Genomic DNA, 12,481 nt, shown 5'->3' with positions numbered 1-12,481 from the left:
ACTCATGGCAAGTAAAAAAGGTGTAGGTAGTACACGCAACGGTCGTGATTCAGAAGCGAAACGCTTAGGTGTTAAGCGTTTTGGCGGTGAATCAGTTCTGGCTGGTAACATCATCGTGCGTCAACGTGGTACTAAGTTCCATGCTGGCACCAACGTGGGTATCGGTAAAGATCACACGCTGTTTGCTTTAACTGACGGTAAAGTTCAGTTTGAAGTGAAAGGCGAGCACAGCCGTAAATTCGTTAGCATCGTTAGCGAATAACAGCTGAAATCTCCGAAGAAACCCCGCACAGAGCGGGGTTTTTTTTTGCTTATCAGTAAAAAGATAACGCATAGTTTTGAAACAACAGGCCTTTGTTTTCGCAGTTCAAGAATCATAGGTTTATAATGTTCGCAATGTATTTAGCAGGATAGGTCGAAATGAAATTTGTTGATGAGGCTCTGATCCGGGTCGAAGCCGGCGATGGTGGTAATGGGATCATCAGTTTCCGCCGCGAAAAGTTTGTATCCAAGGGTGGACCAAATGGTGGTGATGGCGGAGACGGCGGCGACGTCTATCTGATTGCGGACAGTAACCTCAATACGTTGGTTGATTACCAATTTGAAAAACTACATATCGCGCAGCGTGGCCAGAATGGCATGAGTACGAACTGTACTGGTAAGCGCGGTGAAGATTCAGTATTACGAGTGCCCGTTGGCACGCGTGCAGTTGATGTTGACACGAACGAAGTCTTGGGTGATTTGACCAGAAACGGTTTAAAACTGATGGTTGCTAAAGGCGGCTGGCATGGTCTGGGCAACGCTCGTTTTGCCAGCAGTACTAACCGCACACCACGGAAAAAAACCAACGGAACTCCAGGTGAAGTTCGAAATCTGCGTCTGGAATTATTACTACTCGCAGACGTCGGCATGTTAGGACTGCCAAACGCCGGTAAATCAACGTTTATTCGGGCAGTTTCTTCCGCAAAACCGAAAGTTGCGGATTATCCGTTTACGACATTAGTACCAAATCTTGGCGTGGTCAGAACTGAAAGCAGCAAGTCATTCGTGATCGCTGATATCCCGGGACTGATTGAAGGCGCTGCAGAAGGCGCCGGTTTAGGCATCCAGTTTCTGAAACATCTTGAGCGCTGTGGCCTGTTACTTCATATGATTGATGTGTTGCCAGCAGACGGTTCAGATCCTGCAGAAAATGCTCAGGTTATCATCCACGAGTTGGGCAAATACAGTGACAAACTGGCAAATAAACCACGTTGGCTGGTTTTTAACAAAATTGATCTGGTGCTGGAAGACGAGCTCGAAGAAATAAAACAAAAAGTCATTTCTGCGATAGACTGGGATGGTCCGGTATATCAGGTATCTGCAGCGTCCAGAACGCATACAGAAGCTCTGTGTCAGGATATTCAGGCTTACCTCGATCAGTTGCCAAAAGAAGCGCCAAAAGAGCAGTTGCTCGACCCTGTGCAGTTTAAATGGGACGACTATCATGCGGACGCGATGAATCTGGCGGACGACTTGGATGACGATGATGATTTTGATGATGATGACTACGAAGTCGAAGTAATTTATCGCCGTTAAGGATGATGCATGTTGTTAAGTCTGATTGCTGCGATGGCAAATGACCGGGTGATTGGTTTGAACAACCAGATGCCTTGGCATATGCCCGCTGATCTAGCGCATTTTAAGCAAGTGACTCTGGGCAAGCCGGTGGTGATGGGCCGTAAGACATTCGATTCCATCGGTCGATTATTGCCCGGCCGGCGCAATGTCGTGATCAGTCGTCAGGTCAAGCCCGATGGCTTTGCGGCTGATTGGGTAAATAGTCTTGATGATGCTTTAGCGCTGCTTTCAGCAGAACCCGAGGTGATGGTGATCGGCGGTGCTGAGTTGTACCGCCAAACTTTACCGATGGCTGACCGCCTCTACTTGTCCGAGTTTGCGCTTGAAGTAGCGGGTGATGCTTATTTTCCTGACTACCATGCCTTTGGCCGGTGGCGGATAAGTTCGGAGCAAATGTTTCAGGCGGATGATAAGAATTCGGTAGATTACCGCTTCTTACAACTTGAACGTGAACGCTGAAATTTCCAGCGTTGCGCATCACCTAACATGTTGCTACTATTAATTTTGTTTTGCTAATTCTGCCTCAGAGGTTGCCTATGAAATTAATAAACGCCACGTTATGTCTGTCGTTGGCTGCAGGTTTAATGGTCGTTGCACCAGCCGCTCAGGCTCAGGAGCAGCTGGCTGCTTCGATGTGTGATTATGTCAAAGCAGATGATAAGAATCGCTTTCGTAAGTTGTTGTCTGATAACCGATTACGGCTACGCAATATTTATGATGGTGTGCTTTGTGACGGTTTATCACTGATTCGATTCGCCGTAAAAAGTAACGCAGCTGGTGCTGGTGAGTTTATTGTCAAACAGTTACCTGCCGCGCAAATTACGGCATCAGGTGATATCGCTTGGGCAGAATCTAATCATGCTGGCTCAGCGTTGATCGCGGTGCTGAAAGCTCGGGCAGGCGGTGGCGAGTAGCCATAAAAATTCAGGAAAAAGCCGTGGATCCCACGGCTTTTTTACGTCTGCAGCTGCTCGAGTTATATCTTTAGTTCAGTTGTTCTTGATTTTTGTACAACAAAAAAGGAGCCGAAGCTCCTTTTTTCATATCGATGTTCAATCAGACCTTAAATTGATCAACCGACAACCGCAGTTCTTCAGCCAGACGTGCAACTTCATGACTGGAGTCTGAGGTTTGCTCAGCACCAGAAGCTGTTTCCTCGGCGATATTGACGATTGATTCCAGCAGTTTGCTGATCTCATGTGAAACCTGATTCTGTTCTTTCGCAGCATGAGAGATTTGCTCACTCATGTCATGTGCCATATGCACAGCATGGGTGATTGAATCTAATGCCTGATCTGCGACTTCAGTCTGCGCTACACAGTTTTCTGCCTGACGTTTGCCTTTGTTCATTGCTTCAACTGCTGCATGAGCACCACTTTGCAGCACCTGAATCATCGCTTGAATTTCCTGCGTCGAGCTTTGAGTTTTGCTGGCCAGAGAACGCACTTCGTCAGCAACTACCGCAAAACCACGGCCTTGTTCACCGGCGCGGGCTGCTTCGATAGCGGCGTTCAGAGCGAGTAAGTTGGTTTGTTCGGCGATACCACGGATAACATCCAGGATGCTTCCAATCGAAGCGCTGTCCTGATGCAGTTTATTGATGACTTTAGATGCCTGTTCAACTTCCTGCGACAACTGCAGGATCGTTTGCTTGTTGTTGGACGAAATACCTTTCACACGTTCCGCTTCTGCATCAGCGTGTTTGATTTCAGCCAGTGCATCGTTTGAACTTTGCAGTACACCTTGCGAAGTGCTGCTCATTTCAGTGGTTGCAGTGGCAGCCTGCGTAACCTGAGATTTCTGCTCACGGATGGCGGCGGTAGATTGCACTGTTATCGCAGATGTTTGTTCGGATGCTGCTGCTAACTGGGTAGAACGGGAAATGATGCCCTGGATCAGTTGGCGCAGGTTACCAATTACTTTATTACAGTTGCGGGCTAACTCACCGAATTCATCCTGAGCAGAATCGTCCAGCTGCTTGGTCAAATCACCTGAAGCGACCACGCCGAGAATATCATTCACTTTACTCAACGGTGTTGTAATGCTGCTGCGGGTCCACAGGGCAATCACTGCTGCTGCTGCGAATGAGAATGCCATGACGACGAAGATAGTGACAACAGCGCTGCTAACACTTGATGCTGCTTCTTGTTGGATTTCGCCTGCAGCTTCACGCGCTTTCGTCAGCAGTTTGCTCAGTGCTGCGCTGGCATCTGTAGTTTGTTGTTCAGCAGTTGCCAATAACTTTGTCGCTGAGGCTTCGGCCGCCAACTTATTAGATTTTAAAGCCAGAATTCCGTCGTCTGCCGTAAGTAATTCATTGATAGCGGTGATTTTTTCGTCTAAATCAGCCACCATATCGACCGCACCACCGGCTTCGGCTTTGATGATTTCCATCTTTGCCACGATATCGGTCATCCGGTTTTTGATTTCATTGCTGAGTGTTTCGGAGGTGTTGGCGGCGTTAGTCCGGGTCAAATCCACCACAGTACTGACCATCGAGTTCATGCTGGTTTCGAGGACTGAAGCTGCTTCAGCGGCTTTAGGGAAACGGCGGCTGACATCCCGTACGTCACTGAAATCAAGGATTAACGAAGCAGAATCGTCAGCATTGCTTTCTAAGTCACCCAGTTTACTGTTAATTGAATCGCGCAGTGACAGAGATTTTTTCAGCTGAGCAAACAGATTATTGCTGGTTGGAATAAATTCATCGTATTGGCCTGTGACGTCTTTGAAGCTCGCGGCGAGCACGGGTTCATTACCAACCACAGACTGCAGATTTTTTGCAGCGGAATCATACGCATCTTTTTCTACAGCAAATGCTGTTTCAAAAGCCGTTATCTTCTTCACTTCATCGGTATAAAACGCTTGTAAGGTGATTTTGCTCATTTTGACAAATTCACTTTGCAGCGTGGCACTGTTCTCCAGCGCAGGGATCGAAATGGTATTTACCTGGCTTGTGGAATCACTGATATTGTTCAGGCTGGAGTAGGAGGTAAGGCCGATGATCAGTAACAACACTGATATCACACCAAAGCCGCCGATGATGCGCAATGCAACGGTTAACTTCATATGGAACTCCCAACGGGTTGGTCAACAATCTCCTTCAACAGCATCCATGCAATTGTTCGGGATCGGTATGAATAAAACCCAATTATTATAGTCTTTTTTCGTAGCCGGCAACACTAAAACGCTGTTGAGATTCAATACAATAGCATGTGAGAGCCTGCCCCCAGACACAGCCTGTGTCCAGCGCGTGAATTCCCGAAACAGGGGAGTACCCCTGTAACGCAGCCCAATGACCAAAAAAGATCATTGGATGTTCTCTATCAGACCAGAAATCAAACCAAGGGGTCAACAGCGGATTATCTGATAATTCGCCTTTCTGCCGCAGTTCGAGCCGGCCATCGGCAAAACAGTAACGCATCCGGCTGCAACTATTGATGGTAAACCGGTATTTTTCAAAGGTTGAATGGGCATCTGACCATAGATCCGGACTGTTGCCATACATCTGCGCATAAAGACTGACCGGATCAGTGCGCAGCTGTTGCTCGACGGCATGACAGGCTTTGAGCGCCGTATCAATGCTCCACTCAGGTGCAAGGCCGGCATGGACCAGCAACAATTGATCTGTCTCATCATAATGAATAAGCGGTTGTTGCTGTAACCAGTGTGCAAGTTCGCTCAGATCGGGGGCTTGGAGTAACGCTTCGAGTTGGTCTGCCGGACCTACCCGGCCATAACCATATAAACTCGCCAGAAAGTTCAGGTCGTGATTGCCAAGTACTGTGATAGCAGCAGCACCGAGATCTTTCACGAAGCGTAAGGTTTCCAGAGATTTCGGGCCGCGGGCAATCAAATCGCCGCAGAACCAAAGCTGGTCGTGCGTCGGGTCAAAGTCGATTAAGCTCAGCAGCTGCTGCAGCTGATCAAAGCAGCCTTGCACATCACCAATGACATAACGAGCCATTAATTCAGCACGTTAGGGACTGCAAGCCGGAACAGCGGGATCGGCGCTTCGAATTCGTTACCATCCGTCGTCTGCATCTCGTAATGGCCCTGCATAGTGCCGACTGGCGTTTCCAACACGGCGCCACTGGTGTAGGTGTAGCTGGACCCAGGTGCCAGTTCCGGTTGCTCACCGACTACGCCGTCGCCACGGACTTCAGTATGTTTGCCATTGGCATCGGTAATTGACCAGTAGCGGCGCAGTAATTTGACCGCTGAGCCAGATTCATTGCGGATAGTGATGGTATAGGCGAAAACAAATCGTTCCGCCGCAGCATCGGACTGGCCCGCGATGTAAAACGTCTCGACGTTGATCGGGATTTGGTAAATCACAGCACATCTCCATCGGTGCTGACCGCAACACCCATTGCATCAGGTTGTTGCGCCAGCCACTGGGCGACACGGATAAATTCACCGACCGACAACTGTTCTGGCCGCAGACCCGGATTGATGCCCAGCGCTTCAATGTCGGCAGCGGTGGCAAAGTTGCTGAAACAGTTTCGCAGTGTTTTGCGTCTTTGATTAAAGGCTTCCAGACAAACCCGGTTTAACACTGCGACCGGCACGTCAGCACGTTCTGCTACTGGTTTTGGAATGAGCCTGACTACCGCAGAGTCGACTTTGGGCGCTGGTTTAAAAGCGCCTGGACCTACTTCCACCACCGGAATGGCCTGGCAGAAAAACTGGGTCATCACACTGAGCCGGCCGTAGGTTTTACTGCCGTGTCCGGCAGTCATCCGTTCAACTACTTCTTTTTGTAGCATGAAATGCATGTTCTCGATGCAGTCGGCAAAATCAAACAGGTGAAACAGCAGGGGAGTCGAAATGTTATATGGCAGGTTGCCAAAGACTTTTAGCTTGCCGCTTTGCGGCATCAGCTGACTGAAATCAAACTTCATTGCATCCGTTTGATAAATTGTCAGTTTATCAGCCAGAGTCGGATGTTCACGCAGGCGCTGTGCCAAATCACGGTCCAGTTCGACAACGGTCAAATGGCCACAACGTTCAGCCACTGGTTCGGTTAATGCACCAAGACCAGGACCGATCTCTACCAGATGCTCACCCGGTTTTGGCGCTATCGCTTTAACAATGCGTTCAATCACAGCCGGATCGTGCAGGAAGTTCTGGCCAAATCTTTTACGGGCCTGATGCCCCATGTGTACTTTATCAGTCATGTTGTGCTTTTGATTGAGTCGCTAAAAAAATGGCTTGGTCCAGCGCATGCTGAAAACTGCCAGGATCTGCCAGACCTTTGCCGGCCAGGTCCAATGCAGTGCCGTGATCGACCGAGGTCCGGATCAGAGGTAGCCCAAGGCTGATATTCACCGAACGGCCGAAACCTTTATGTTTCAGCACCGGCAAGCCCTGGTCATGATACATCGCCAGAACTGCGTCGGCGTTGTCGAGATATTTACTTTGGAATAAGGTGTCGGCCGGCAACGGACCTATCAAGTCCATGCCTTCAGCCCGCAGTTCATCCAATGCAGGCCGGATCACGTCGATTTCTTCCCGGCCGAGATGGCCATCTTCGCCAGCGTGTGGATTAAGTCCGCAGACATAAATGCGTGGATTGGCGATGGCAAATTTCTGCTGTAAATCCTGGTGCAGGATCCGAGTAACTTGCAGCAAACGTTCCCGGGTGATGGCTTTCGCGACATAAGCCAGTGGAATGTGTGTTGTGACTAACGCTACACGCAAGCCCTCGGTGGCCAACATCATCACCACATAGGGCGTATTCGATTGCAGGGCAAAAAACTCGGTATGACCGCTAAAAGGAATACCGGATTTATTGATAATGCCTTTGTGTACCGGGCCTGTAACAATGGCGTCAAACTGCTTTTGCATCGATTGCTGGCCGGCGAAGGTCAGTGTATCAACCACGTAGCGACCGTTATTTTCATTCAGCACGCCGGGTTCCACCGGCTGCGCCAGAGTAAAAGGCGCGATGGTCAGAGTGCCGGCGCGTTGTGGCTGTGGCGGCAAGTCAGCCTGATAGGGCATTAGCTGCAGTGGCAGGCCGAGTAGTTTTGCCCTGTCCAGCAACAACGACGGATCAGCGCAGACCACCAGCTCAGCCGGCCAGTCCTGCTGTGCCAGCTGAATGATCAGATCCGGACCAATGCCGGCGGGTTCGCCCGGTGTGACGCCAATCCGTAACGTCATTATTTATCTGCCAATACTTCGATAAAGGCTTCGTCGCGGATCTCACGCAGGAAGTTGCTGGATTCCTCGTTGAAGCGGCGGTTATAAATCATCCGCGTAACCTGTTCACGTTTTTTCTCGGCCGTGGCATCTACAGTGCGGCGGTCCATCAACTGCACGATGTGCCAACCGTGTTCGGTGCGGAATGGTTCGCTGAGCTGATCTTTTTTCAACGATTTTAAAGTATCGCGGAACTCAGGAACAAACACGTTCGGATCGGCCCAACCCAGCTCGCCGCCTTTTAAACGTGAGCCCGGATCTTCTGAATTTTCTTTGGCAAACTTGGCGAAATCCGCTTTACCGGCTTTAAAATCAACTGCAAATTTCGCCAGCATATTTTTGGCTTTCTCTTCACTGACAATGATGGATGGCTTGATTAAGACATGGCGCGAAGAAATTTCTTCGAATTCAACGACGTTAGCGCCTTTGATGTCAAAGATGGTCAGAATGTGGAAACCGGCCCCTGAACGCAGCGGTCCGATCAGGTCCTTTTTCTTTTTGCCGCGCACCTGGTCCGCGAACAAGGTTGGCATTTCATTGATATTCATCCAGCCCATATCACCGCCTTCCAGTGCGGTTTCAGCAGACGAAGAGGCAATGGCGATTTTTTTGAAGTCGCTGCCGCCGCGCAACAATTCCATCACTTTGGTCGCTTTGCTTTCAGCATCTTTGATCTGCTCTTCGCTTGGCTGACCTGGCAACGCCAGTAAAATATGGCCGATGTTGTATTGTTCGTTACTGGCGCCTTGTTGTTCCATCATTTTGGTCAGCGTATCAATCTCTTGCGGGCTGACATAAATGCGACGCTGCACGTTGGCACGCAGCACTTCACCTGTAGTGATTTCTTCGCGCAAGCGCTCACGAAACAGCTCATAGCTGCCTTCTTCCCGCACGACCTGGGCACGGAATTGCTCGACAGAGACTTTTTGCTCCCGGGCGATGTTTTCGATGGTCTGATCAAGTTGCGCATCGGTGATTTGCAGACCCATCCGTTTTGCCACCTGCAGCTGCAGGCTGTTCATGATTAAGCGTTCCAGGGCTTGCACCTGTAAAGCAGAATCAGATGGCAAAGTCTGACCTTGTTTGGCTGCGTTCTTTTTCACGCGGGCGACCATGTCGCGTACTTCAGTTTCCAGAACGACACTATTGTTGACGATCGCGGCTACGGCATCGACTTTGGTTTCGGCGGCCTGGCAATTCAACATGACACAAGTGGTCAGAGTCGCGGCAATCAGCTGTGTTAACTTCATAATTTTCCAGTCTAATTATTTAATAAATAGGGACGGCGATAACCAAAGACCCCAGTGGACAGCATGTCCGTCACGTTAAAACCGGCACTATCACCAAACCCTTTTAACACAAACTGCAACGCAATGCCGCTGTCGAGTTTGAACGGGGAGTTGATATTGTTGATCGGCAAATCCAGATTGGTCTCAATTTGTCGGCGGGCGATCAGCCGGACCGCCCAGCAGCAGGATTCATACTGCAATCCGACGTTGGCTTCAATCATCCGGTCATTGTGCAAATCGCGATAGTAACTGCCAACCAGCTGCCATTGATTATTCAGCGGCATGGTACCTAAGGCACCCAACTGCTCAATCTCGTTGCCTGAGACATAGCGGCTGTAGCGATGGTTCAACTGCAGCAGGTTTTTATCATCTGCACGATAGTCCAGCGACACATTACTTTTAATCACCCGCTTGGTTTTCGAATCATACTGTACGCCGTTGTTTAAAAACCAGCGTTGCTGAAAATGCAGCACAGATTCAGCGGCAAAGATGGATTCTGTTGCAGCGATCGGTTGATTGTTGTCGAGATTTTTCCCATCCGGCGTCGCTAGAAACAGGATTTGGCCCAAACTGAAACGGAAACGCTCAGTATCAAATTCGTCATAGATCCGCGTTGTCGCACCCAGCGTCAGCTGGTTCGCATCGTTGATCCGATCCAGCCCGGAAAAACGATTTTGCCGGAACAAACCGTAGTAGTCATCCTGCAGCCGTGCCGTATCGTATTGCCAGATTTGGCTCTGATCACGGTATGGAATATACAAATACTGGATCTGCGGCTCCAGCGTCTGTAACGACGACTGACCAAACCAGCGTGCGTCACGCTCGAAATTCAGCTTACCGTTCAGCTGTACTTTCGGCAGATGCCGTTCGGTATCTTCAGCCACCAGTGCCAGTTCGGGCGGTAAAGTGGTCAGATCGGTACGGCGTTTTTGTTGATAAAACGTCGACATCAGGCCAGTCTCGAACTGCAGTTCATAAGCTGGTGTTACATAAGGTAACCGTAATGTGGGTTCCAGATGCAGCCGGTCGGCTTGTTTAATCGGCGCATTGTCATTGGCAAAATGGGAATACTGACTGTGCCAGCTGAATTCAACACCGGCGGGCAGTTGAAGCGGGCGTGCTGATTGCAAATCCCATTGCGGCAGCGCCGCATAGGAGTAGGTGTCAGCATAATTACCCAGAATTTCAAAGCCTTGTAACCGGATATCTGAACGCACGTCCGCACCAAAATAACTCAGGCTTGCTTGACGATTTAGCTGCGTATCGCTCTGATTATTAAAATCGGAGCCAAGTTCACTTAAATAACCATCATCGCTGACATCAGTAAAATCGACCTGCGCACGCCAGTTATCAGCAAAATCAGAACGATGTTCGACGTGGCTCAGGTAACGACTGCCAAAACCGGCGGGTTTATCCTGATCTTCCGGCAGAAATTCCAGCTGTAGTTTTCCGCTGTCCTGTGCGGTCAGATACCTAAACTCGGTTTTCAGCTGAGTGCCGCGTTCGCTCATATAACGTGGCGTGATCGTGGCGTCGTAGTTGTCGGCCAGATTCAGATAATACGGCAGCTGTAAATCCACGCCGAGTTTTTGTGAGCTGCCAAACTTTGGAATTAACAGGCCAGATTTGCGCTGATTGCTGACCGGGAAGGTCATATATGGCAAATACAACACCGGCACGCCTTTAATTTTCACCACCGAATTCCAGGCTTCGCCCCAACCATCATCGGCATTGAGCTGGATATCTTCTGCTTCCAGTGCCCAGCCATTGTCGCCATCAGGGCAGGTAGTAAAGCTGGCTTCCTTTAACTTGACCTGTTCGCTGGACGCCTGCATTTCCTTTGCATAGCCGCGGCCAGCCTGGCTGATAAAGCGGTAGTCCGCATCGGTCATAGTGGCATTGTTGTCGTTGACACGCGCACTGAACGAACTGCTACTGACTTTAAGTTGCGGGCTGTAATAGCTAATCCCGCCGTCAGCGAACATATGTTGCTCAGCTTTAGAGAAAGTCGCACTAGGGGCACTTAATAAGGTATCGCGGTGCGTCAGCTCGACACCGTCGCTGAATACAGCACTCTGGTTATCGTTCAATCTGACTTTGCCGGAAAAGATCCGCAGGTTGTTATCATTTTTATCGAGCTGCGCCAGCCGCTCGGGCAACGTCAGCGTGGGATAACATTGCCTGACCGGCTCAGCAGCAAACGCCAGACCCGGGAGTCCGAACATCAGCAGGTACAAGGCTTGGTATTTCATCCGGCGTTCCAAAAAGTTGCTCTGTTCCATCAGGCCACTGATGACCTGTGTGCAAAAAGAGGGCCTGTATGATAAATCAATTTTCGCCGCTCGGCTAATCCGTTATAGTGCGGCTTTTGCTCGGTTTGGAGTGCTCAGGTGGCGGAAAGGTTGTCACAAATTCAGAATTTTTTACAGCAGTATCAGGCTGACAGCCCCATACAGTTTCACGCGATCAGTGGTGACGCCAGTTTCCGCCGTTATTTCCGCGTACAAAATGATACAGCACGCTGGGTTTTAATGGATGCGCCACCGGCGTTGGAAGATAGTCAGCGTTTCATCGCAGTGGCGAATGCATTGGCTGCTGCCGGTCTGCAAGTGCCGGCGGTATTGACCTCGGACCCCGCTGCCGGCCTGGTGTTATTGCAGGATTTGGGCGACGAACTATTGCAGTTCAGCCTGAATGCGCAAAATGCTGCTGATTGGTATCGGCAAGCACTACGGTTACTACCGCTGATGCAGACAGTCACGGCCACCTCGCAAGGCCCATTACCACAATTTGACCGCGCCTTTGTGTTGCGGGAACTGCAAATTTTCCTCGACTGGTTTTTACCGGTGCATTTACAAATCTCACCGGATGCAACAACCAGCCAGATGCTGAACAATACTTTTAGCCAAATCGCTGATGAAGTACTGGCGCAACCGCAAGCAGGCATGCACCGTGATTTTCATAGCCGTAATCTGATGATCCAGCCCGACCAATCGCTGGCGGTGATTGATTTTCAGGACGCCGTTGTCGGGCCCGTCAGCTACGACGCAGTGTCGTTATTGCGCGACTGTTATCTGCGCTGGCCGGATGCACTGGTGGCGTCACTGCGTGATGAGTTTTATCTGCTGCTGCAGCAGCAAAACCGGGTGAGTGCAGACTACTCACTAGCACAATTCCGCCGGGCGTTTGACTGGACCGGCTTGCAACGCCATCTAAAAGTTTGCGGTATTTTTGCCCGTCTCTACCACCGTGATGGCAAAGCCGGTTATCTGGCAGACTTACCACGAGTAGTGAGTTATGTGCGCGATATTGCTGCCATTTATCCGGAACTAACCGAATTTAGCCAGTGGTTTGATGCCGTCGTA

General features: G+C 50.0%; 12 protein-coding genes. 5 read left to right on the top strand and 7 right to left on the bottom strand.

All coding sequences use genetic code 11. The features are described from left to right. The first annotated feature begins 4 nt into the window (after window positions 1–4). The 4 genes from rpmA (at window position 5) to ACFFJP_RS13075 (ending at window position 2,534) form a co-directional block, all read left to right on the top strand. Window positions 5–262: a 50S ribosomal protein L27 gene (rpmA, locus tag ACFFJP_RS13090; RefSeq protein WP_031566953.1), complete on the top strand. Its 258-nt coding sequence runs from the start codon at window positions 5–7 to the stop codon at window positions 260–262. A 158-nt stretch (window positions 263–420) separates the two neighbouring features. After that, window positions 421–1,578 (top strand): Obg family GTPase CgtA, encoded by a 1,158-nt coding sequence (cgtA, locus tag ACFFJP_RS13085; RefSeq protein WP_377244680.1) that lies wholly within the window; start codon window positions 421–423, stop codon window positions 1,576–1,578. A gap of 9 nt (window positions 1,579–1,587) precedes the next feature. Beyond that, complete coding sequence (gene folA / locus ACFFJP_RS13080; RefSeq protein WP_377244677.1) at window positions 1,588–2,079, top strand: type 3 dihydrofolate reductase; 492 nt, start codon at window positions 1,588–1,590, stop codon at window positions 2,077–2,079. 77 nt (window positions 2,080–2,156) lie between these two features. Further along, window positions 2,157–2,534 carry a DUF3718 domain-containing protein gene (locus ACFFJP_RS13075; RefSeq protein ID WP_377244674.1) on the top strand — a complete coding sequence of 126 codons (378 nt, stop codon included), beginning with the start codon at window positions 2,157–2,159 and terminating at the stop codon, window positions 2,532–2,534. A gap of 142 nt (window positions 2,535–2,676) precedes the next feature. Here the strand turns inward: ACFFJP_RS13075 and ACFFJP_RS13070 are convergent, their stop codons facing one another. The 7 genes from ACFFJP_RS13070 to lptD form a co-directional block, all read right to left on the bottom strand. After that, a complete protein-coding gene (locus ACFFJP_RS13070) occupies window positions 2,677–4,689 on the bottom strand; it encodes a methyl-accepting chemotaxis protein (protein ID WP_377244671.1) in 2,013 nt (670 codons plus the stop codon). An 85-nt stretch (window positions 4,690–4,774) separates the two neighbouring features. After that, window positions 4,775–5,587, bottom strand: a complete 813-nt coding sequence (locus ACFFJP_RS13065; protein WP_377244668.1) for a symmetrical bis(5'-nucleosyl)-tetraphosphatase — start codon at window positions 5,585–5,587, stop codon at window positions 4,775–4,777. Beyond that, on the bottom strand, window positions 5,587–5,958 hold the full coding sequence (gene apaG, locus ACFFJP_RS13060) for a Co2+/Mg2+ efflux facilitator ApaG/CorD (protein ID WP_377244665.1): 372 nt from the start codon (window positions 5,956–5,958) through the stop codon (window positions 5,587–5,589). Before apaG ends, ACFFJP_RS13065 begins: the two co-directional genes overlap by 1 nt. Next, entirely contained in the window at window positions 5,955–6,800 is an 846-nt protein-coding gene (gene rsmA / locus ACFFJP_RS13055; protein WP_377244662.1) for a 16S rRNA (adenine(1518)-N(6)/adenine(1519)-N(6))-dimethyltransferase RsmA, read from the bottom strand. Before rsmA ends, apaG begins: the two co-directional genes overlap by 4 nt. Continuing rightward, complete coding sequence (gene pdxA, locus ACFFJP_RS13050; protein ID WP_377244659.1) at window positions 6,793–7,788, bottom strand: 4-hydroxythreonine-4-phosphate dehydrogenase PdxA; 996 nt, start codon at window positions 7,786–7,788, stop codon at window positions 6,793–6,795. The genes rsmA and pdxA overlap by 8 nt, the downstream gene beginning before the upstream one ends. After that, window positions 7,788–9,077 carry a peptidylprolyl isomerase SurA gene (surA, locus tag ACFFJP_RS13045; protein WP_377244656.1) on the bottom strand — a complete coding sequence of 430 codons (1,290 nt, stop codon included), beginning with the start codon at window positions 9,075–9,077 and terminating at the stop codon, window positions 7,788–7,790. The genes pdxA and surA overlap by 1 nt, the downstream gene beginning before the upstream one ends. Before the next feature lie 11 nt (window positions 9,078–9,088). Continuing rightward, complete coding sequence (lptD, locus tag ACFFJP_RS13040; protein WP_377244653.1) at window positions 9,089–11,368, bottom strand: LPS assembly protein LptD; 2,280 nt, start codon at window positions 11,366–11,368, stop codon at window positions 9,089–9,091. Window positions 11,369–11,506: 138 nt separating this feature from the next. Between lptD and ACFFJP_RS13035 the strand changes: the two genes are divergently transcribed. Next, window positions 11,507–12,481: aminoglycoside phosphotransferase family protein (locus ACFFJP_RS13035; protein ID WP_377244650.1), on the top strand; the 975-nt coding region annotated here is incomplete at its 3' end.

The sequence above is a fragment of the Rheinheimera tilapiae genome, assembly GCF_042432165.1.
In the GTDB taxonomy this organism is placed as follows: domain Bacteria; phylum Pseudomonadota; class Gammaproteobacteria; order Enterobacterales; family Alteromonadaceae; genus Pararheinheimera; species Pararheinheimera tilapiae.
The sequence above is the reverse complement of the archived record's forward strand: the minus strand, read 5'-3'. Positions and strand labels throughout refer to the sequence as shown.

Coding starts and splice junctions, on each gene's coding strand:
- folA (WP_377244677.1), top strand. CDS start 1,588: ATGTTGTTAAGTCTGATTGCTGCGATGGCAAATGACCGGGTGATTGGT.
- cgtA (WP_377244680.1), top strand. CDS start 421: ATGAAATTTGTTGATGAGGCTCTGATCCGGGTCGAAGCCGGCGATGGT.
- surA (WP_377244656.1), bottom strand. CDS start 9,077: ATGAAGTTAACACAGCTGATTGCCGCGACTCTGACCACTTGTGTCATG.
- rpmA (WP_031566953.1), top strand. CDS start 5: ATGGCAAGTAAAAAAGGTGTAGGTAGTACACGCAACGGTCGTGATTCA.
- ACFFJP_RS13075 (WP_377244674.1), top strand. CDS start 2,157: ATGAAATTAATAAACGCCACGTTATGTCTGTCGTTGGCTGCAGGTTTA.
- rsmA (WP_377244662.1), bottom strand. CDS start 6,800: ATGACTGATAAAGTACACATGGGGCATCAGGCCCGTAAAAGATTTGGC.
- ACFFJP_RS13065 (WP_377244668.1), bottom strand. CDS start 5,587: ATGGCTCGTTATGTCATTGGTGATGTGCAAGGCTGCTTTGATCAGCTG.
- pdxA (WP_377244659.1), bottom strand. CDS start 7,788: ATGACGTTACGGATTGGCGTCACACCGGGCGAACCCGCCGGCATTGGT.
- ACFFJP_RS13070 (WP_377244671.1), bottom strand. CDS start 4,689: ATGAAGTTAACCGTTGCATTGCGCATCATCGGCGGCTTTGGTGTGATA.
- lptD (WP_377244653.1), bottom strand. CDS start 11,368: ATGAAATACCAAGCCTTGTACCTGCTGATGTTCGGACTCCCGGGTCTG.